Annotated in this window: 18 protein-coding genes and 1 pseudogene; 9 read left to right on the forward strand and 10 right to left on the reverse strand. The window is 70.2% G+C overall.

Annotation, left to right across the window (positions count from 1 at the left end):
• The first annotated feature begins 57 nt into the window (after positions 1–57).
• Positions 58–756, forward strand: coding sequence for a M23 family metallopeptidase (locus tag OG395_RS30085; RefSeq protein ID WP_327245723.1), 699 nt, complete (start codon positions 58–60; stop codon positions 754–756).
• A 125-nt stretch (positions 757–881) separates the two neighbouring features.
• Here the strand turns inward: OG395_RS30085 and OG395_RS30090 are convergent, their stop codons facing one another.
• Positions 882–1,466: a TetR/AcrR family transcriptional regulator gene (locus OG395_RS30090; RefSeq protein WP_327245724.1), complete on the reverse strand. Its 585-nt coding sequence runs from the start codon at positions 1,464–1,466 to the stop codon at positions 882–884.
• A gap of 125 nt (positions 1,467–1,591) precedes the next feature.
• On the opposite strand from OG395_RS30090, the gene OG395_RS30095 reads away from it, so the two are divergent.
• Positions 1,592–3,181, forward strand: a complete 1,590-nt coding sequence (locus OG395_RS30095; protein ID WP_327245725.1) for an MDR family MFS transporter — start codon at positions 1,592–1,594, stop codon at positions 3,179–3,181.
• Between the two features lie 132 nt (positions 3,182–3,313).
• Here OG395_RS30095 and cseC read toward each other — a convergent pair whose 3' ends face one another.
• The 6 genes and pseudogenes from cseC to OG395_RS30125 form a co-directional block, all read right to left on the reverse strand.
• On the reverse strand, positions 3,314–4,693 hold the full coding sequence (cseC, locus tag OG395_RS30100; RefSeq protein ID WP_327245726.1) for a two-component system sensor histidine kinase CseC: 1,380 nt from the start codon (positions 4,691–4,693) through the stop codon (positions 3,314–3,316).
• Positions 4,690–5,394: a two-component system response regulator CseB gene (cseB, locus tag OG395_RS30105; RefSeq protein ID WP_327245727.1), complete on the reverse strand. Its 705-nt coding sequence runs from the start codon at positions 5,392–5,394 to the stop codon at positions 4,690–4,692. Before cseB ends, cseC begins: the two co-directional genes overlap by 4 nt.
• Positions 5,395–5,403: 9 nt before the next feature.
• Complete coding sequence (locus OG395_RS30110; protein ID WP_327245728.1) at positions 5,404–6,165, reverse strand: hypothetical protein; 762 nt, start codon at positions 6,163–6,165, stop codon at positions 5,404–5,406.
• Complete coding sequence (locus OG395_RS30115) at positions 6,153–6,803, reverse strand: SigE family RNA polymerase sigma factor (RefSeq protein ID WP_327245729.1); 651 nt, start codon at positions 6,801–6,803, stop codon at positions 6,153–6,155. Before OG395_RS30115 ends, OG395_RS30110 begins: the two co-directional genes overlap by 13 nt.
• A gap of 344 nt (positions 6,804–7,147) precedes the next feature.
• Entirely contained in the window at positions 7,148–8,050 is a 903-nt protein-coding gene (locus OG395_RS30120; RefSeq protein WP_327245730.1) for an A/G-specific adenine glycosylase, read from the reverse strand.
• 343 nt (positions 8,051–8,393) lie between these two features.
• A pseudogene (locus OG395_RS30125) lies at positions 8,394–9,080 on the reverse strand (phosphatase PAP2 family protein); the annotation flags it as partial.
• Here OG395_RS30125 and OG395_RS30130 point away from each other — a divergent pair.
• Complete coding sequence (locus OG395_RS30130) at positions 9,079–9,843, forward strand: hypothetical protein (protein WP_442818775.1); 765 nt, start codon at positions 9,079–9,081, stop codon at positions 9,841–9,843. The pseudogene OG395_RS30125 and the gene OG395_RS30130 sit on opposite strands and share 2 nt — an antisense overlap.
• Positions 9,844–10,074: 231 nt before the next feature.
• Here OG395_RS30130 and disA read toward each other — a convergent pair whose 3' ends face one another.
• Both disA and radA read right to left on the reverse strand, forming a co-directional pair.
• The gene (gene disA, locus OG395_RS30135) at positions 10,075–11,199 is read right to left on the reverse strand and encodes a DNA integrity scanning diadenylate cyclase DisA (protein ID WP_327245732.1); all 1,125 of its coding nucleotides are present in this window, start codon (positions 11,197–11,199) and stop codon (positions 10,075–10,077) included.
• 80 nt (positions 11,200–11,279) lie between these two features.
• Positions 11,280–12,692 carry a DNA repair protein RadA gene (gene radA, locus OG395_RS30140; protein ID WP_327245733.1) on the reverse strand — a complete coding sequence of 471 codons (1,413 nt, stop codon included), beginning with the start codon at positions 12,690–12,692 and terminating at the stop codon, positions 11,280–11,282.
• Positions 12,693–12,887: 195 nt separating this feature from the next.
• On the opposite strand from radA, the gene OG395_RS30145 reads away from it, so the two are divergent.
• Entirely contained in the window at positions 12,888–14,759 is a 1,872-nt protein-coding gene (locus OG395_RS30145; protein ID WP_442818616.1) for a BACON domain-containing protein, read from the forward strand.
• Positions 14,760–14,783: 24 nt separating this feature from the next.
• On the opposite strand, the gene OG395_RS30150 is transcribed toward OG395_RS30145, so the two are convergent.
• The gene (locus OG395_RS30150; RefSeq protein WP_327245735.1) at positions 14,784–15,665 is read right to left on the reverse strand and encodes a hypothetical protein; all 882 of its coding nucleotides are present in this window, start codon (positions 15,663–15,665) and stop codon (positions 14,784–14,786) included.
• Between the two features lie 40 nt (positions 15,666–15,705).
• Between OG395_RS30150 and OG395_RS30155 the strand changes: the two genes are divergently transcribed.
• The 5 genes from OG395_RS30155 (at position 15,706) to OG395_RS30175 (ending at position 20,977) form a co-directional block, all read left to right on the forward strand.
• A complete protein-coding gene (locus OG395_RS30155) occupies positions 15,706–16,656 on the forward strand; it encodes a Ppx/GppA phosphatase family protein (protein ID WP_327245736.1) in 951 nt (316 codons plus the stop codon).
• Positions 16,657–16,782: 126 nt separating this feature from the next.
• Positions 16,783–17,610, forward strand: a complete 828-nt coding sequence (locus OG395_RS30160; protein WP_327245737.1) for a sugar phosphate isomerase/epimerase family protein — start codon at positions 16,783–16,785, stop codon at positions 17,608–17,610.
• Entirely contained in the window at positions 17,607–18,269 is a 663-nt protein-coding gene (locus OG395_RS30165; protein ID WP_327245738.1) for a TetR/AcrR family transcriptional regulator, read from the forward strand. Before OG395_RS30160 ends, OG395_RS30165 begins: the two co-directional genes overlap by 4 nt.
• Before the next feature lie 235 nt (positions 18,270–18,504).
• On the forward strand, positions 18,505–20,355 hold the full coding sequence (gene ilvD / locus OG395_RS30170; RefSeq protein WP_326792483.1) for a dihydroxy-acid dehydratase: 1,851 nt from the start codon (positions 18,505–18,507) through the stop codon (positions 20,353–20,355).
• Between the two features lie 154 nt (positions 20,356–20,509).
• Positions 20,510–20,977 (forward strand): acetyltransferase, encoded by a 468-nt coding sequence (locus OG395_RS30175; RefSeq protein ID WP_327245739.1) that lies wholly within the window; start codon positions 20,510–20,512, stop codon positions 20,975–20,977.
• Positions 20,978–21,020: the final 43 nt, after the last annotated feature.

A 21,020-nucleotide genomic window follows, 5' to 3' on the forward strand; every position in this document is an offset into this window, starting at 1 on the left:
GGGATGGCCAACCCGGCGGACAAGCCGGGTTCACTCACATCCGGAGGTTCTCCGCATATGTCGAAGCGCGTTACGTTCCAGCACTCCCGCCGCCCGTCCATGTCCCGTGTCCGTGGCGCCGTGGTGGCAGCCGGCCTGGGGACGTCGATGGTTCTCGGCGCGGGCGCTGCGTTCGCGGCCGCCCCGGCGAGCGCCCCCGGCACCGCGACCCTGATCAGCACCACCGCGGCCGACTCGGTCGCCGAGCAGGCGGCCGCGCAGGGCAAGGCGGCCGAGAGGGCCGCTGCGGCGAAGCAGGCCGAGCGCAGCTCCGCCAAGGAAGCCGCCGGCAAGTCCGTCTCCTGGGTGACGCCGGTCCGCCAGTACACGCTGAGCGCCAGCTTCGGCACCGACGGCAGCCGCTGGGCTCACAAGCACTCCGGCCAGGACTTCGCCGTGCCGAGCGGGACCACGGTCAAGGCCGCGCACTCCGGCACCGTTGTGAAGGCCGGCCCGAACGGTGGCGGCGACGGTCCCGCGTACGGCAACGCCATCGTGATCAAGCACGGCAACGGCACGTACTCGCAGTACGCGCACCTGTCGCGGATCGACGTGCGCATAGGTCAGACCGTGAGCACGGGCGAGAAGATCGCCCTCTCCGGCAACACCGGTAACTCCAGCGGCCCGCATCTGCACTTCGAGATCCGTCACACCGCCAACTACGGTTCGGCGATCAACCCGGTCTCGTTCCTGCACCAGCAGGGCGTCGCGGTCTGATCCGACCTGACGACCGCACCACGGCCCGGATCCCGCTCGTGCCCTCCCGGCAAGCTCTGCCCCGTCGCGCCCCCGGCACGCACCGGACGACGCTCCTCATGGGGCAAACACGGCCGGTCACGGCACTAACTCGCGGGGCCCGGGCCGTGGGCTTGGGATATCAGGTCGAAGGCGACTTCGAGGACGGCTTTGCGCTTGTCCTCGGGGTCGCCGTCGAAGTCCTTGAGGGCGAACATGCCCGCGTGCAGTGTGAAGAGTGCGGTGAAGCAACGCACCTGGTCGGTCAGTGGCGCGTCGGGTTCCTTGATCAGATCGACGAGGGCCACGACGCGGCCCTTGATGGTCTCCCCGATGCTGAGATCCCGTATGGTCGCCTGGTTCTCCTGCATGAACCGGAAGAGCGGCGCCGCCGCGGCCAGTGCGTCGCTGTAGCGGACCAGGAGCTCCTTCTTCGTCTCCAGGGTGCGGGGCTGTTCCTTGCCCCAGGCGATCAGCTCCTCGACGGGCCGGTTGAGGTCCTCGAAGATGCTGATGAGAATGTCTTCCTTGGTCTTGAAGTGGTAGTACAGCGCCGCCTTGGTGACGTCCAGCTTCTCGGAGATCTCGCGCAGCGAGGTCTTCTCGTAGCCCTGCTCGGCGAAGAGCTCCAGGGCAACGTCCTGGATCCGCTGGCGCGTATTGCCCCGCCGCGGCTGCGGTGTGCTGCCCATGGTGCGCTCCCCAAAAAAACTTACTTGACGCCCGGCTAGTTACGGGTCTACTTTCCCCAGTGTAGTCAACTAGCCGGGCGGCAAGTAAGGGCCCGGCTAACAGGGGATCAGGGGAGTTGGGAACCATGTCGGACCTGAAGAAGGCGGCGGACGGGAAGCCGGGCGGCAGAGCAGCCGAGAAGACTGCCGACGAGCCGCCCGCCGCACCCGAACCGCGGCAGCGCAGCGTCCGGGTGGTGATGCTCGCCCTGATGATCACCATGCTGCTGGCCATGCTCGACAACCTGATCGTCGGCACCGCCATGCCGACCATCGTCGGTGATCTCGGCGGCCTGGAGCATCTGTCCTGGGTCGTCACCGCGTACACCCTGGCCACTGCGGCCTCGACCCCGATCTGGGGCAAGCTCGGCGACATGTACGGACGCAAGGGCATCTTCCTCACGTCCATCGTGCTCTTCCTGATCGGCTCCGTGCTGAGCGGCATGGCCCAGGACATGGGCCAGCTGATCGGCTTCCGCGCGATCCAGGGGCTCGGCGCGGGCGGCCTGATGGTCGGCGTCATGGCCATCATCGGCGACCTGGTACCGCCCCGCGAGCGTGGCAAGTACCAGGGGCTGATGGCCGGTGTGATGGCGATCGCCATGATCGGCGGGCCGCTGGTCGGCGGCACCATCACGGACCACCTCGGCTGGCGCTGGAGCTTCTACATCAACCTGCCGCTGGGCGCCGTCGCCCTCGCCATGGTCACCGCCGTGCTGCACCTGCCGAACAAGAAGCGCACCAAGGCGAAGGTCGACTACCTCGGCGCCGGACTGCTGACCGTCGGCATCACCGCGATCGTGCTGGTCACCACCTGGGGCGGTTCGGAGTACGCCTGGGACTCCGCCGTGATCATGGAGCTCATCGCGATCGGTGTCGTCTCGCTCGTCGGCTTCCTCTTCGTCGAGACGAAGGCTGCAGAACCGATCATTCCGCTGCACATCTTCCGCAACCTCAACTTCACACTGATGTCGGTCGTCGGCTTCATGTCCGGCTTCGTGATGTTCGGAGCGGTGCTCTTCCTGCCGCTGTTCCAGCAGTCCGTCCAGGGTGCGTCCGCGACCAACTCCGGTCTGCTGCTCCTGCCGATGCTGCTGTCGATGATGGTCGTCTCGCTGATCGCCGGACGGGTCACCACCAGCAGCGGCAAGTACAAGATCTTCCCCATCATCGGCTCCATCCTGATGGTGGCCGGCCTGTTCCTGCTCTCGCAGATGGACACCGGCACCACCCGCCTCACCTCCGGCATCTACATGGCGGTCCTCGGCGCGGGCATGGGCTTCCTGATGCAGATCACGATGCTCGTCGCGCAGAACAGCGTCGAGCTGAAGGACATGGGCGTGGCCTCCTCCGCGACCACCCTCTTCCGCACGCTCGGCAGCTCCTTCGGCGTCGCGATCATGGGTGCGCTGTTCACCGGACGGGTGCAGGACGAAATGGCGGCCCGCGGCGGTGGAGCAGCCACCTCGAAGTCCGCGCAGCTGGACGCGGCGAGCCTGGCGAAGCTGCCGGACGCGGTGCGTGAGGCGTACCAGGTCGCGGTGTCGTCCGGCACGCACATCGCCTTCCTGGTCGGCGCGTCGGTCGGTGTGATCGCGCTGGTGGCGGCGGTGTTCGTCAAGGAGGTACCGCTGCGGGGGGCGGGCCCGGAGGCCAAGGCCGAGCCCACCGCCTAGAGCGGCGTGGAGGCACCGGAGCCGGTGGCCGACGCCAAGCAGAGCGAGAACGTCTGACCCGACAGTGACCAGAGGGGCCCTGGGGCGCGCGGACCGCGCGCCCCAGGGCCCCTTCGTCGCTGCCCGGCCGGTTCAGCTGCCGAACGGTGCGCCGTCCGACGGCGCGACCGCCCGCGAACTCCCGGGCCGGCGCTGTTCGGCGAGGTGCAGGATCGGGAAGCTGCCGGTATTCGTCGGGGCGTGCTCCGGCAGCCACAGCACGGCGATCGCCCCGCCGGTCCCCTCTGCCGCGCCCTGGGGCGCCGCGTTGCGGAACGTCAGCCGGGCGCCGAGCACCCGGGCCTGACCGGCCGCGATCGTCAGCCCCAGGCCGTGACCGCGCCCGGAGCGGTCACTGCTTCCGGTACGGAACCGGCTCGGGCCCTCGCGCAGCAGCGCCTCCGGGAAACCGGGCCCGTGGTCGCGGATGCGCACCACCCGGCCCTCGACCGTGACCTCCACGGGAGTGGAGCCGTGCTTCGCGGCGTTCCCCAGCAGATTTCCGAGGATGCGCTCCAGCCGGCGCGGATCGGTGTTGACCCACGACTCGTGGACCAACTGGACCCGCACATCGGGGTCCAGCAGCGCGATCCGGCGGCTGACGAACTCACCGAGCGCGATCTCCTGCAGCTCGGCACGCTCCGACGCACTGTCCAGCCTGGCCACCTCCAGCACGTCCTCGACGAGTGTGCGCATCGCCTGCGCCCTGTCCCGTACGAGCTCGGTGGGGCGGCCCGGCGGCAGCAGCTCGGCGGCGGTCAGCAGTCCGGTCACGGGAGTGCGCAGCTCGTGCGCGATGTCCGCGGTGACCCGGCGCTCCGCCTCGATGCGTTCGTTCAGCGCGTCCGTCAGGGCATCCACCGCGCGGGCCAGCTCGTCGGTCTCGTCCCGTATGACTCCGCCGATGGCCTCCCGGACCCGTACCTCCGTATGGCCCTGCGCGACCTTGCCGGCCGCGGCCGCGGCCTTGCGCAGCCTGCGCGACAGCTGTCCCCCGATCAGCACGCCCAGCGCGCAGCCACCGAAGACCACCGAGACGGAGCCGATGATCAACGCCCGGTCGAGATCGCCCATGATCGTGGCGGAACGGTCCGCGAAGCGGGTGTGGAGGGACAGCACGTCGCCATTGGCCAGCGGCACTGCGGCCCACACATCGGGCACCCCGTTCCCGTACTCGTCGACATGCGTGGCGCGCCGGTTCTTACGGGTCTCCTCCCGCAGGCTCCGCGGCATCGTCGGGTCGTTGAGCTTGGCACCGAACTTGGGATCGGCCTTCTTCGTCTTCGTCGCCTCGTACAGCAGCTGCGCGTACGTCAGCCGCTCCAGCTGCACCTCACGGGCGTTCTCCAGCATCGAGACGCGGGCGGCGTTGTGGACGACGAGGCTCAGCGCCACGGCGATGAGCGCGCCCACTGCGGCGATCGCGATACTGATCTTCCAGCGGACCCCGGTCCGCAGTGCCAGCCGCTTCATGGCTTGAGTTTGTAGCCGAAACCGCGAACCGTCTCGATCCGGTCCTGCCCGATCTTGGTACGCAGCCGCTGCACATGGACATCCACGACCCGCGTGTCTCCTCCCCAGCCGTAGTCCCAGACCCGTTCGAGCAGTTTGTCGCGCGAGAGCACCGTGCCGGGCGCGGACGAGAACTCCAGCAGCAGCCGCATCTCGGTCGGGGTCAGCGCCACGTGCGCGCCGCCCTTGCGCACTTCCATGCCCTCGGTGTCGATCTCCAGGTCGCCGAAGACCAGCACCCCGCCGACAGGCTCGGACTCCGCCTCCGCGCCGCCCGGCCGGCCGCCCGACGCATGACCGAATCGGCGCAGCACGGCTCGGATCCTGGCGACCAGAACAGCGCCGTCGAACGGCTTGGTGACGTAGTCGTCGGCGCCGGCCTCCAGGCCGAGCACCACATCGATCGAATCGGCGCGCGCGGACAACATGATCACGGGCACGGTCGACTCGTCGCGAATACGACGGCACAGACTGACCCCGTCCAGGCCCGGCACCATCACGTCGAGCAGGGCGATGTCCGGCCGGTCGGCCCGGAACGCCTCCAGACCGGAGAGGCCGTCGGGCATCGCGGTGACCGCGAAGCCATCACGCTCCAGCGCCAGCTGGGTGGCCTCGCGGATGACATCGTCGTCCTCGACGAACAGGACGTGGGTCTCGGCCATCGACTGCTCTCAGTTCTTCGTCGGTTCCGTGGGCTGCGGGAATTCCCCTTCTCCGTTGCCGACGGCTCTGTTGAAGTCGTTGTGCACCCGGTCGTGCTCGGCGAACCGGCTGTCGGCCCAGCGGTACGTGACCACTTCCTCGCCCGACGGGTACGCGACCGAGTCCCTCTTCTCGTACACCTGCGTCGTCACGACCAGATCGCCCCGGTCGATGGTGCCGTAGACCGCGGGCTGCTCGGTGGTGAAGATGTTCTTGTACGTACCGTTGCTCTGCCGGTGGTACACGTAGGTGCCGACGCCCACCGCGTCGCCGCAGGTCATCACGTTCACCACGACGTCCGGCGCGGAGCCGCCCGTCAGCCTGCCGTACGAGGAGTCGACCGGGTACTCGCTGCCCGTGCAGGGCTTCAGGTCCGTCCTGACCCGCTCGCTCACCCGGGAGTCCCGCTTGACCAGCTGGACGGGATCGACCCGCGGGGCGGGCTTCGCCGTGGACGGCGCGGTGGCCGACGGCGTGACCTGGGCGACCGGCTGGGTGCCTGCCGGGCCCTCGTCACGAGTGCCCGTACCACCGGTGGAACAGCTGACGGTGAGCAGCACCAGAACGGCGAGCCCGACCAGTGCCGTACCGCTCGCCGCCCACCCGGTCAGCCGACGACCACCGCTGCGGGTCGCCCCGTCGTATCGGCCGGTCGCCGTGTCCCCGGCGGTGGCACCACTACTGCCGGTCGCCGTGTCCCCGCCTTCACCGCTGCCTGTCAGGCCGCGCACCGCTCCCGCCCCCGTTCGTCATGACGCCGGTCCGCTTGTCCGCGGAGCTGCGCCCCTGCCCGCGCACCCTGCGCGGCACCGATGGCCGGAGCCCGGTCGCCCGCCGTGTGACCCCGGTCCTCACGGATCCTGGCTTCCCTGCTCATGGTCTCGCGGCTCTCCAGTTCCTGGCGCAGCCGAGCCAGCGCACGGTGCAGCGTGCTCTTCACCGTACCGGCCGACATACCGAGCGCCGCGGCCGTCTCCTCCGTGCTCATCTGCTCCCAGTGTCGCAGCACGACGACGCTGCGCTGCTTGGGAGCCAGCACACCCAGGACGTCCATCAGGAGAGCACGGTCGGCGCGCTGCTCGGTGCCGTCCTCGATGCTGGCGTCGGGCAGCTGCTCGGTGGGCACCTCCTCCAGCTTGCGGGCCCGCCACCACTCCGTACGGGTGTTGATCATGACGCGGCGCAGGTAGGCATCGGCCAGGGACTTGTCGGCGATGCCGTCCCAGCGGCCGAAGGTACGGGCCAGGGCTGTCTGCAGCAGGTCCTGCGCGTCCACCGGGTCGGGGACCAGGCGGCGCGCACTGCGCAGCAGAGCGTCCTGCCGGGTGCGTACGTACTCTTCGAATTCGAGCACCTCGCCCTGCGCCATTCCAACCGCCTCCGTCCCCGTCGATCCCCGTTTGACTTCTGCCGGCCATTGGTGCGTGGGCTGACGGTCGGAGACGTTACGGAGCGGTTGTCACGGCGCTGTGCGGAGCAGCCATACGCCGACGCACGGCTGTCCATCGATTGTGTAACAGCGGTGGGGGAGGGCCTCCCTGCTCTGTTCCCAGGGAGTGTCCCGTCATCCCCGGCAGGCGCACGACGACAGCTACGGCACCTCGCCGCATTGTCGGAACGTCCGCATACACCCCGTATGCGGACGCCCCTCCGCCTTGCGATGCACCGCATCCGACGCCGCGCGTTTCTCCGCCAGGGATGACGGGACAGCCCTCAGCTCAGCGGAAGTCGGTACTGGCCGCCCGGGAGCGGTTCGACCAGGCCGTCGGCGACCAGGCCGTCCAGCGCCCGTGCCCGTTGCACAGGCTCGTCCCACACGGTGTCCAGTGCCGCCTGCGACACCGGGGTCACCGCCTCACGCAGAACGGCGAGCAACCGTCCGCGCACCTGCCGGTCCGTACCGGCGTAGGTCTGACCGCGGCGCGGAGGCCCCTCGTGCGCGGGCTTCCCGGCCAGCCGCCAGGCGCACTGTGTGGCGATCGGGCATTGCGTGCAGTCCTCGTTCTTGGCGGTGCAGACGAGCGCACCGAGTTCCATCGTGGCTGCTGCCCAGCGGGCCGCTCGTTCGTCCTCGTCAGGGAGGAGCGCGCGGGCGAGTTTCCGCTCGGCGGCGGTGGTCGCGTTCGGCGGGTACTGAATGCCGGTCGCGGCCCGGGCGAACACCCGGCGGACGTTCGTATCGAGTACGGGATGCCGCTGCCCGTACGCGAACGAGGCCACGGCCGCCGCTGTGTACTCACCGATCCCGGGCAGTGCGAGCAGTTGGCCGTGCTCGCTCGGCACGTCGCCGCCGTGCCGTTCCGTTATTGCCTGCGCGGCGCCGTGCAACCGCAGCGCACGCCGCGGGTAACCGAGCCGGCCCCATGCCCGGACCGCCTCACCGGGCGGCTCGGCGGCGAGGTCGGCGGGGCGCGGCCAGCGGGCCAGCCACTGTTCGTACACCGGGACGACCCGGCTGACGGGGGTCTGCTGCAGCATGAACTCGCTCACCATCACACCCCAGGCGCCCGCCTCGGGGCGGCGCCAGGGAAGATCGCGGGCGTGCTGGTCGAACCACCCGATCACGGGAGCGTGGAGGGATGTGGGGGGCGTCTGTGTCGCAGTCATGGCAGTCATCGCATGTCGATCCTGACACGGAAGGGCAGGCGATGGTCATGGTCACGGTGGTGTCGCCCCGCTTGAGGGCTCTTGGGGTGATAACGCCACCCGTCTGTCCCCACGATGAGGCCCGGTCAGCGTCTTCGCCCGGACTGCCGCCCGTGCTTTCGCCGAGGTCCCGGCCCGATCGGAGGCCTGTGTTGTGGCCCCTGTCCGGGCCGCCCGCCCCCGGGCCGGAAATCCAGACCGCGAGGGATGCCCGGCTGTCCCGTACCGTCCGGGCGAGCGAGCGCGTCGGACGGGACAGCAGGACGGTCACCAGCGCCGCCACGGATCCGCCCACCAGCAGCCCCACCGCGACATCGTACGGATAGTGCACCCCGACAAAGACCCGGGAGAGCGCCATCCGCAACGCCATCGGCACCGGGGACCAGGCCGTGCGCGGCCGGGCGCACGCCAGTGCGACGGCGGCGGCGCCGGCTGTGGCCGCGTGATTGCTCGGGAACGACCAGTCGCCCGTCGACGGGCAGGGCACCAATGAGGCTGCCGCGCCGACGACCGCACGACACGGGCGCTCCTCGTCCACAGCCGCCTTGAGCACCGCACTGACGACATAGCCGACCGCCGTCGCGAGGGGCGCAAGCACCGACAGGGCGAGGGCTCCCGCACGCTCTCCGCGCGCCCGCCACCAGCCCACGACGAACAGGATGCCGAAGACCAGCAGCCCGAGTTCCGTCCGTACTTCGGCGAGATGCTGCACCCATGGCGGCGCGCCGTGCGCGAAGTCGGTGATGTCTCTGTACACAGCCTCAGTGGTCGAACTCTTCATGTGACTGACCGTAGGCAACAGTGCGCGATTGTCACATTGCGCGATCGCCAGGGGGTGCACCTGACGAAAGTAGGGGTCGGAATCCAGCCACCCCATGATGATGATCCGCAAAACTTGGGGCTCGGAGCGGCGGGTGGGGCGGGAGTTGGCGCCGACTTCTCGTACAGTTTGCGCCGTGGGATCTCTGCGCAATCCGATCGGGCCGCTTCCCTCCACCATCTACTGGCGACGGAGGGCCGTAGCGGCGACGCTGATTGCGCTGCTCGCGCTGCTGATCGTATGGGCCGTCACCTCCGGTGGGAGCAAGGGGAACAAGGACGATTCCCGGCCCAACGGGTCCGGTCCGGCACACTCCATCGGTCCTGGGCCTGCCAGTTCGGGGCCGGCCATCAGCCAACAGCCGGGCGGGCGCGACGAGTCGGGCACCACGGACGGCAGCGGTGACGGCAGCGGCGGTACCGACGCGGGCTCCGAGGGCACCACGGGCGGGACAGGCGACGGCAGCAACGGCGACTTTGGCACCGGATCGGATTCCGGCGGCGGAACCGAGGGCCAGCAGGTCCCGGCCGGCTCCTCGATCCCCGACTGCACCCCTTCCGCACTGCAGTTGACCCTGCGCACCGAGCTCAGCTACGGCCCCGACGAGAAGCCGAAGTTCCGGTTGATCGCCAAGAACACCTCGTCCACCGCCTGCAAGGCCGACTTCGGACCGAAGAGCGCGGTGCTCACCGTCACCGAGGCCGGTGGCGACGACGCCGAGGTGTGGTCCTCGAAGGACTGCCCGCGCAACGCGGGCAGTGTGCTGCTGGAGGTCCCGGCGGGGGCGACCATCGTTCACACCGTGGAGTGGGACCGGAAGAAGAGCGCTCCGCAGTGCGCGACGCCAGCCGCAGGATCAGTGGGGCCGGGTACGTACCTCGTCGAGGCGAAAACCTCCGGCGAGCCCGTGCAGCGCGCGTCGTTCGTCCTCGCGAAGGACTGAGGCGCAAGGCCGGCTTGCGAAGTACCGGTGTGCGAAGGGCCAGTTCGAGAAGGACGAGTCCGCGAGGAGCCGACGCGAACGACCGACGCGAAAGACCGGCTCGCGCAGTACCGGCCCGCCAATGACCGGTCCGCGAAGTACCGGCGTGCTGAGCGGAACGTGAACACGGCCCCACACGCACGTCGGGGCCCGGTCCACCGACCGGGCCCCGAGCCGACGTGAGACCCGCGCCTACACGTACCGCTCGAGAATCGACGACTCGGCCAGCCGCGAGAGCCCCTCGCGCACGCTCCGCGCCCGCGCCTCGCCGACCCCGTCCACCGTCTGGAGATCGTCCACGCTCGCCGCGAGCAGCTTCTGCAGTCCTCCGAAGTGCTCCACGAGCCGGTCGATGATCGCCCCGGGCAGTCGCGGCACCTTCGCCAGCAGCCGGAAGCCGCGCGGCGAGACCGCCGAGTCCAGGGTTTCGGGTGAGCCGCTGTACCCCAGGGCCCGTGCCACGACGGGGAGTTCGAGCAACTCGGTGTGAGAGAGCGCGTCCAGCTCGGTCAGCGCCTCCGCGACCGTACGGGACCGCTTCGCGGTCGGCTCCGGCACATAGTCGCGCACGACCAGCTCGCGCTCCGGCTCGACGCCTGCGATCAACTCGTCGAGCTGGAGCGAGAGAAGCCGGCCGTCGGTGCCCAGCTCCACCACGTACTCGGCGATCTCGGTCGCGATCCGGCGCACCATCTCCAGCCGCTGTGCGACAGCCGTCACATCGCGGACCGTCACCAGGTCCTCGATCTCCAGCGCGGAGAGCGTGCCCGCCACCTCGTCGAGCCGGAGCTTGTACCGCTCCAGAGTGGCGAGGGCCTGATTGGCGCGCGACAGGATCGCGGCGGACTCCTCCAGGACCCGCCGCTCCCCGTCCACGTACAGCGCGATCAGACGCATCGACTGCGAGACCGAGACGACAGGGAAGTTGCACTGCTTGGAGACCCGGTCCGCCGTGCGGTGGCGGGTGCCGGTCTCCTCGGTGGGGATGGAGGCGTCCGGGACCAGCTGCACGCCGGCCCGAAGAATCTTGCTCATGTCCTTGTCGAGGATCAGTGCCCCGTCGAGCTTGGCCAGCTCGCGCAGTCGCGTCGCGGTGAACTCGACATCCAGCACGAAGCCGCCGGTGCACATGGACTCGACGGTCTTGTCCATGCCCAGCACGATCAGCCCGCCGGTGTTGCCGCGGAGAATGCGCTCCAGGCCGTCCCGCAAGGCCATTCCGGGCGCGACGGCGCTCAGCGAGGCGCGCATCAGCGCCTCGTTACCGGTGCCTTGGCCGGACTTTCCGGGCGATGCTGCCCGGTCGTTGGCTGCCACTGCACTCCTCCGGTCACAGGTTTGCGGTGCCCTTACGTCCCTCATACCGTTCGTACGGACGGGCGAGACCAGGGCAAAGTCTACCGGCGCGCGTTGTCCTCCCGTGGGGCCTCCGTACGAGACCGGCGCGGGAGTACTCTCAGCGCGTCGCCCATGTTGGCGACTTCCGTGACCTTCATACCGGCCGGGACCTTCCCCGGGTCGGTCGGAACCAGTGCGTGGGTGAAGCCCAGCCGGTGTGCCTCGGCCAGTCTGCGCTGCACCCCGGTCACCCGTCTGACCTCGCCCGCGAGGCCCACTTCGCCGATCGCCACCAGGTTCTTGGGCAGTGGTGTGTCGCTTGCCGCACTGGCCAGCGCCAGTGCGACCGCGAGGTCGGCGGCGGGCTCGGAGAGCTTCACACCGCCGACCGTCGCGCTGTAGATGTCCCGTTTTCCGAGCGAGCTGATCCGGCCGCGCTGCTCCAGAACGGCCAGCATCATCGAGACCCGGGACGTCTCGAGCCCGGAGGTGGTGCGCCGGGGCGACGGGATCTGCGAATCGACCGTCAACGCCTGCACTTCGGCGACGAGCGGGCGCCGTCCCTCCAGGGTGACTGTAAGACAGGTGCCGGGTACGGGTTCGTCGCGCCGGGTGAGGAAGAGCCCGGACGGGTCGGCGAGGCCGGTGATGCCCTCGTCGTGCAGTTCGAAACAGCCGACCTCGTCCGTCGCTCCGTACCGGTTCTTCACGCCGCGGACCAGCCGGAGGCGCGCATGACGGTCGCCCTCGAAGGACAGCACCACGTCGACGAGATGTTCCAGCAGCCGCGGCCCGGCGATCGCGCCGTCCTTGGTGACGTGGCCGACCAACAGCGTGGACATGCCGCGATCCTTCGAGGCGCGGATGAGCGCTCCGGCGACCTCGCGGACCTGCGCCATACCGCCGGGCGCACCGTCGATCTCGGGCGAGGCGACGGTCTGTACGGAGTCGAGGATGAGCAGGGACGGCTTGACCGCGTCCAGATGGCCGAGGACCGCGGAGAGGTCGGTCTCGGCCGCGAGGTAGAGATGGTCGTTGATCGCGTGGATCCGGTCGGCACGCAGCCGCACCTGGCTCGCGGACTCCTCCGCGGTGACATAGAGAGTGCGGTGCTCGTCACTGGCGGCCTTGGCCGCCACGTCCAGCAGGAGCGTCGACTTGCCCACGCCCGGCTCGCCCGCGACCAGCACCACGGCGCCGGGGACCAGCCCGCCGCCGAGCACCCGGTCCAGTTCGTCGACACCGGTCGACCGGGCGGTGGCCTGCCGACTGTCGACCTGGCCGATGGGGAGAGCGGCCGTGCTCACGCGGCCGGCCGCCGTGGTCCGTACGGCAGGGACGCCGCCGAATTCCTCGACCGTCCCCCACGCCTGGCATTCGGGGCAACGGCCGAGCCACTTGGCGGTGGTCCAGCCGCATTCGGTGCAGCGATAGGACGGCCGGTCCTTCGCGGATTTCGTACGGGCAGCCATGGCGCCACCGTATAGGGGAGGACCGACAACACCGCCCGGCGCGGGTGCGCAGGCGGTCGCGGTGGCAGGGAACGGAGAGGAGGCTCCGGCGGAATCAGGGGTTCCTGTCCCCTTTTGAGCGATACGTTCACCCGTAAGGGTTAAAAGTGGGCAAGAGTCGCCAAGAACATGCCTTGCCCTGCCTACGGTCGCCGGGTGACGAGCAGCAGGCTGGAGACCGCTACACCCACCACCGGCGCACACCGGATGCAGCGCGGTGCGCCCCACTCGTCGCCGCAGCGACCGCCCGCTCGTTACGAGCCGCATCTCGACGGCCTGTTCACCTACTGCCTCTCCGTGCTCTGCGACCACGACGTCGCCGTCGAGGCGCTCGGGAGTGTTCTCGCCCTCGCGGAACGGCAGGACGGGCGGTGTCCCGCGGGTGAGGAGGAACGTAAAACCTGGCTCTACGCGCTGGCCAGGTGGACGTGCCTGCGCAGGCTCGCCGAGCAGAAACGGGGTCGTCAGGCGCATCGCCAGCAGCAGGGGAAACAGCCGGACGGGAAGACCCACAGGGGGGCACGTTCGGAAAACCGTGCGCTCCCGGCCGTCACCCCACCCCCCGACACCACCAGCGAGGCGGGCCTCACGAACGCCCACGCCCCGACCCCCGATTCCGCCGCGGCCGCCGAAGCACACCGCCGCGAACTCGCACAGCTCGCGTGGCCCGAAGCGGCCGGCACCACGCCCGAACAACGCGAAGCGCTCGAACTGGCCGTACGCCACGGCCTCGCCCCGCGCGCCGTGGCCGCCGTCCTCGGCCTCGAACCCGCGGCCGCCCGCGAGATCCTCGCCGCAGCGGCCTGCGAGGTGGAACGCACCCGCGCCGCCCTCGCCGTCGTCGAGACCGGCAACTGTCCCACCGTCGCCCGACTCACCGGCGACCACCGCGTCCTGCTCTCCGCCGCCCTGCGCCGCGAACTCGTCCGTCACGTCGACGACTGCCCCCGCTGTCGTCGCGCCGCCGAACGGGCGGGCGCCGAGGGCCCCTGGCCGGGCGGTGCCTTGACCCCTGCGGCCGCGCTGCCGGTCGTCGAGGCGCCACGGCCGTCCGCATACGTCGCGATGATCCACGCCCAGAGGAATCGGTCCGGCAGTCCGCGCTTCGACCGGACGGGCTTCCCGATGGACCCCAAGGACCACGCCGCGCGCCGGGACCGGCTCCGGGCGAGAGTTGTGACGACGACGGTGGTGGCGACTGTTGTCGCCGCCCCCGTGATTGCCCTGTGGTCCGCCTACAGGGGGGCGCCGCTGACCGGCGAGGGGCACGACGGGGCGTCGGTCACCGCGACCGGGACGGACGACCGGCGCGGTCTCGACGGCGACCCGCACGACCGCTACGAGAATGCGGGCAACGCCAGCCCCGAGCCAGGCGCCCGCTTCAAGGACGGCAGCCGTACGCCGGATGTCTCTGCCGAGGTCATCAGCGCGGGGACGGGACAGCACGGCCCCGGCAGGATCCTGGTCACCGCCCGTTCCTCCGGCGGCACGACGCTGATCACGCTGACTGCCTCGGGCAGCGCGCCCGTGGCCTGGTCGGCGCGGGCGAATGCGCCCTGGCTGCGGCTCAGCAGGTCCTCCGGCACCCTGGCCGCAGGTGAGAGCGTCACGATCCGCGTCCTCGTCGACCATGCGAGAGAACCGGCGGGTGCCTGGGGCGCCCGTGTCGGGCTCGCCCCGTCGGGCTCGGCGGTTGCGATCAGCGGGCACGGAGCGACGTCGTCCGGCGGCCCGTCGGTGCCCTCCGACCCGCCGCCGTCCTCACCGGGTCCCACGGATCCGTCGCCGGACCCGACGGATCCCACGCCTTCGCCGACCGACCCTTCGCCGACCGACCCTTCGCCGACCGACCCGTCGCCGGACCCGACGGATCCCACGCCATCGCCGACGGACCCGTCACCGACGGACCCGTCACCGACGGACCCTTCGCCGACCGACCCGACTCAGCCGCCGTCACCGGACCCGTCGAACTCGTCCAGCCCGTCCGATCCGGGGACAACCCCGTCCGACCCGGCGCCGACGGGGTGAATGCCGAACTCTGCCCGTCGGTCCTCAGCCCCGCGGGCGACTGGGCCCCTGGGCCTTCGCGGGTCCTACCGGATCCGCCGGATGCGGCGCCATCGGCAGCAGCGAGGACAACCGCTCCTCGCACAGCTCGACCAGCCGCTCGTACGCCTCCTTGCCCATCAGCTCGGTGAGCTCGGGCCGGTACGAGACATACACCGGCTCCCCGGCCCCGTGCGCCGAGGTCGCCGACGTGCACCACCAGTGCAGGTCGTGACCGCCCGGACCCCAGCCCCGGCGGTCGTACTCGCCGATCGAGACCTGGAGCACGCGCGTGTCGTCGGGGCGGTCGATCCAGTCGTACGTACGCCGGATCGGCAGCTGCCAGCACACGTCCGGCTTGGTCTCCAAGGGCTCCTTGCCCTCGCGCAGCGCCAGGATGTGCAGCGAACACCCGGCTCCGGCCGCGAATCCGGGCCGGTTCTGGAAGATGCAGGACCCCTTCCAGCGGCGCGTCTGGCGTTCGCCGTCGTCGTCGACCTCGACCCAGCCCGTCTCCGTGCCGACGTCGTGGAACTGCCACAGCTCCGGGGTCAGCCGGGAGACGTGGTCCGCCACCCGCTTCTCGTCGTCCTCGTCGGAGAAGTGCGCACCCAGCGTGCAGCACCCGTCGTCCGCACGGCCCGCCTGGATGCCCTGGCAGCCACTGCCGAAGATGCAGGTCCACCTGGAGGTCAGCCAGGTCAGGTCGCAGCGGAAGATCTGCTCGTCGTCCGCGGGGTCGGGGAACTCGACCCAGGCGCGTGCGAAGTCGATCCCCTTCTCGTCTTCGGACCGGTCAGGCCCGTTCATTTCCGGCTGCTGCATCTCCTGCTTCGTTCTCTGCTTATTCGTGACTTTGCCCGGCTTCGCCTTTTTCGTCTTTGGCACGGGCCAAGAGTAAGTCCGCGGGAGCAGTAGCGTTTCGCGTATGAGACTCGGAGTCCTCGACGTGGGGTCGAACACGGTTCATCTGCTGGTGGTGGACGCGCATCCCGGCGCCCGCCCGCTGCCCGCGCACTCGCACAAGGCGGAACTGCGCCTGGCCGAACTTCTCGATGCGGACGGAGCGATCGGTCCCGAGGGCGTGGACCGGCTCGTGTCGACGATCAACGGTGCGCTGCAGGCCGCCGAGGACAAGGGCTGCGAGGACGTGCTGCCGTTCGCCACGTCCGCGGTGCGGGAAGCGAGCAACGCCGACCAGGTGCTCACCCGGGTACGGGAGGCTACGGGCGTCGATCTCGCCGTCCTCAGCGGCGAGGAGGAGGCCCGGCTCACCTTCCTCGCGGCCCGCCGCTGGTTCGGCTGGTCGGCAGGGAAGCTGCTGGTCCTCGACATCGGCGGCGGCTCGCTGGAGATCGCGTACGGCATCGACGAGGAGCCCGACGCCGCCGTGTCGCTGCCGCTCGGGGCCGGGCGCCTCACCGCCGGCTGGCTGCTGCAGGACCCGCCGGACCCGACGGAGGTGAAGGTGCTGCGCCGCCACGTGCGGGCCAGCATCGCCCGTACGGTCGGCGAGTTCAGCCGCTTCGGCCGCCCCGACCACGTCGTGGCGACCTCCAAGACGTTCAAGCAGCTCGCCAGGATCGCAGGCGCCGCGCGCTCCGCCGAGGGCCTCTACGTGCAGCGCGCCCTCACCCGGAAGGCGCTGGAGGAATGGGTGCCCAAGCTGGCGGCCATGACAGCCGACCAGCGCGGACGGCTGTCCGGCGTCTCCGAGGGGCGGGCCGCGCAGCTGCTCGCCGGGGCGATGGTCGCCGAGGGGGCGATGGATCTGTTCGGCGTGGAGGAGCTGGAGATCTGCCCGTGGGCGCTGCGTGAGGGAGTGATCCTGCGCCGCCTGGACCACCTCCCGACGGGGGCGGCCGCTGCCCTCAACTGACCGAGCGTTCCGCCGGAGGACCGGGGCGACGGGGGAGCGCGGAACGCCGGGAGCGGAGTCATGGCCCTTCTCACTTTCCGCCCCGACGCCTCGGTGGGGCGCACACCTGCCCCGTACGCTGTCTGCGTGGCAGAACCAGTGGTGCGCATCCCGGATGCGAAGGTCGCCCTGTCGACGGCTTCCGTCTATCCGGAGTCGACGGCGACGGCCTTCGAGGTTGCCGCGCGTCTGGGCTACGACGGTGTCGAGATCATGGTCTGGACCGATCCCGTCAGCCAGGACATCGAGGCGTTGCGACGGCTCTCGGACTACCACCAGGTGCCGATCCTCGCCGTTCACGCGCCCTGTCTGCTGATCACCCAACGGGTCTGGTCCACCGATCCATGGGTGAAGCTCCAGCGGGCCCGCGCGGCCGCGGAGAAGCTCGGAGCGACGACCGTCGTCGTCCATCCGCCGTTCCGCTGGCAGCGTCAGTACGCGCGCGACTTCGTCACCGGCATCTGGCGGATGGCGGACGAGACGGATGTGCGCTTCGCCGTCGAGAACATGTACCCGTGGCGGTACCGGGACCGCGAGATGCTCGCGTACGCCCCCGACTGGGACGTCACCAACAACGACTACCGCCACTTCACCGTGGACCTCTCGCACACCGCGACCGCCCGCACCGACGGCATGGCCATGGTCGACCGGATGGGCGACCGGCTCGCCCACATCCACCTCGCCGACGGCAAGGGCTCCAACAAGGACGAGCACCTGGTGCCCGGCCGCGGTGACCAGCCCTGCGCGGAACTGCTGGAGCGCCTGGCGCGTACGGGCTTCGACGGCCATGTCGTCATCGAGGTCAACACCCGCCGTGCCATGTCCGCAGCCGAACGTGAAGCCGACCTGGCGGAGGCGCTCGCCTTCACCCGGCTCCACCTGGCTTCCTCGTCGGCGCAGGTCCCGCGCCCATGACCCCCGGCAGGGCAGGCGGGAACACCGGCGGGGAGGGCACGGCGCACACACCCCCCGAGCGCCCGAAGCGCCGAGGTCGCCCCGCCCGTACGACGGCAGACACCGGCCCCGGCGCCCGCGAACGCATCCTGGAAGCGGCCCGTACCGAATTCGCGGAACGCGGCTACGACAAGACGTCGATCCGGGGCATCGCCAAGGCGGCAGGCGTCGACGCCGCACTCGTCCATCACTACTTCGGTACGAAGGACGAGGTCTTCGCGGCGGCGATCGAGGTCTCCTTCGAACCCGCCCTCGTGGTCCCGTCCGTCCTGGGCATGGGCACGGACGGACTGGGGGAGCGGCTGGCCCGCTACTTCATCGGCGTGTGGGAGAACCCGGCGTCCAGGGCTCCCCTGCTGGCGATCATGCGCTCCGCCCTGACGCACGAAGGGGCGGCGAAGGTGCTGCGCGGCTTCGTCCTGCGACGGCTGCTGGAGCGGATCGCGGAGGCGCTCGACGTACCGGACGCGACATTCCGTGCGGAACTGGCCGCGTCGCACATGCTCGGGATCGCGATGCTGCGGTACGTGATCCAGGCGGAGCCGCTGGCTTCGGCGGACCCCGAGAAGATCATCGCCATGGTCGCACCGACGCTCCAGCGTTACTTGACGGAGACCTGACCGCCGCCGGGTGGCCTTTCGGTCCGTACGGCGTTCGAGGCCCTGGGCCGGGGTGGAGCCCCGGTTCCAGGAAGGGAGCGGGCAGGGGGAACGACCGCGCAGCGACCCCCAACGACCGAGCCGCACCCCGCCCGCCCACTGAGCACCCCGTCCCGCATTCCGGACACCGTGTCCAGATCTTGGAGCCGAGGCGTAGGCTCGAAGACAGTCTTTTCTGTCGAAGGAGCGAGAGACGATGCCCCAGCTGAGGTCCCGCACTGTCACCCACGGCCGCAACATGGCGGGCGCCCGCGCCCTTATGCGGGCCTCGGGCGTAGCCGGCGAGGACATCGGCAAGCCGATCATCGCGGTCGCCAACTCGTTCACCGAGTTCGTCCCCGGCCACACCCACCTCGCCCCCGTGGGCAGGATCGTCTCCGACGCAGTCAAGGCCGCAGGCGCCGTCCCCCGTGAGTTCAACACGATCGCCGTCGACGACGGCATCGCGATGGGCCACGCCGGGATGCTCTACAGCCTCCCGTCCCGAGACCTGATCGCTGACTCCGTCGAGTACATGGTCGAGGCGCACTGCGCGGACGCGCTGATCTGCATCTCCAACTGCGACAAGATCACCCCCGGCATGCTGATGGCCGCGATGCGCCTCAACATCCCGACGGTCTTCGTCTCCGGCGGCCCGATGGAGGCAGGCAAGGCCACCCTCGTCGACGGCACGGTCCGTAAGCTCGACCTGATCAACGCGATCAGTGACGCCGTCAACGAGAACGTCTCGGACGAGGACATCCTCCGTATCGAGGAGAACGCCTGCCCCACCTGCGGCAGCTGTTCCGGCATGTTCACCGCCAACTCGATGAACTGTCTGACTGAGGTCCTCGGCCTCTCCCTCCCCGGCAACGGCTCCGTCCTCGCCACGCACACCGCCCGCAAGGCGCTGTACGAGGAGGCCGGCCGCACGGTCGTCGAGATCACCAAGCGCTACTACGAGCAGGACGATGCGACGGTTCTGCCGCGCTCCATCGGCACCCGCGCCGCGTTCGACAACGCGATGGCGCTGGACATCGCCATGGGCGGCTCCACCAACACGATCCTGCACCTGCTCGCCGCCGCGCAGGAGGCCGAGCTGGACTACGACCTCGACGACATCAACGAGGTCTCGCGCCGCGTCCCCTGCCTCTCGAAGGTCGCCCCCAACGTGGCCCCCGGCGGCACGTACTACATGGAGGACGTCCACCGGGCCGGCGGCATCCCCGCCATCCTCGGTGAGCTGCACCGTGGCGGCCTGCTCAACGAGGACGTGCACTCGGTGCACTCGGCCACCCTCGGCGAGTGGCTGAAGAACTGGGACGTCCGCGGCGGCTCCCCGTCCCCCGAGGCCGTCGAGCTGTGGCACGCGGCCCCCGGATGCGTGCGTTCCGCGACGGCCTTCTCGCAGTCCGAGCGCTGGGACACCCTCGACCTGGACGCGGCGGGCGGCTGCATCCGCGACCTGGAGCACGCGTACTCCAAGGACGGCGGCCTCGCGGTCCTGAAGGGAAACCTCGCCGAGGACGGCTGCGTCGTGAAGACGGCGGGCGTCGACGAGTCGATCTGGACCTTCGAGGGCCCGGCTGTCGTCTGCGAATCGCAGGACGAGGCCGTCGACAAGATCCTCCGCAAGGAGATCAAGGAGGGCGACGTCGTCGTCATCCGTTACGAGGGTCCGCGCGGCGGCCCCGGCATGCAGGAGATGCTCTACCCCACCTCCTTCCTGAAGGGCCGCGGCCTCGGCAAGAGCTGTGCGCTCGTCACCGACGGCCGCTTCTCCGGCGGCACGTCGGGCCTGTCGATCGGCCACGCATCGCCGGAGGCGGCGTCGGGCGGCACGATCGCACTGGTCGAGGACGGCGACCGGATCCGGATCGACATCCCGAACCGTTCGATCGAGCTCCTCGTCCCCGAGGCCGAACTGACCACCCGCCGTGAGGCGCTGAACGGCGTGTACGCGCCGAAGAACCGCGAGCGCAAGGTCTCGGCGGCGCTGCGCGCGTATGCGGCGATGGCGACGAGCGCGGACCGCGGCGCGGTGCGCGACGTCTCGAAGCTCGGCTGACACGACACCAGATCCCGCACACGCAGTGGCCCCCGGCGTTCTCATACGCCGGGGGCCACTGCGTGTGCCCGACGAGACGGACGGGTAGTCACTCCACGTATCCGGGCAGATGCCCAGAATCACGCCCATCATGCGTTCTCACGATTGGGGGAGCATGCACATCCCTGTCCGTACCGACATCCGCATCCAGCGCTCGGCGGTCATCGCCTCGACGATCGCCGCACTGGCGGCCCTCGGCGCCGTCCCGGCCCACGCGGCGTCCACAGAAGCCGCCACCCCGGCAGGTATCTGCGGATCCGGCTACACCCAGATCGACTCGCACGCCTTCCGCAACTCCACCACCGAACTCGGCCGCGTCTATCTGCTCTACAACGCGAGCACCAAGTCCAACTGCGTGGTCACCCTCCATTCCTCCTCCACCAGCGGTTACGCGCTGCCGACCGGCGCCTGGCTCGATGTGGACGGCGACGGCAAGGAGCAGGCGAAGGACCAGGGCACGTACTCCTCGTACGCCGGTCCGGTACGCCTCGCCGCAGGCAGCCGCTGCGTGAAGTGGGGCGGAATGATCGAGGCGGGCGTCGGTACGTACACGTACACGAGCCCGTGGGAGCACTGCGGCTGATGCCGGACGGCGCTGCTCCGTCCCGTGCAGGGGCAGCGCCGCC

Source organism: Streptomyces sp. NBC_01320 (genome assembly GCF_035974375.1).
Taxonomy (GTDB): Bacteria; Actinomycetota; Actinomycetes; order Streptomycetales; family Streptomycetaceae; genus Streptomyces; species Streptomyces yanii.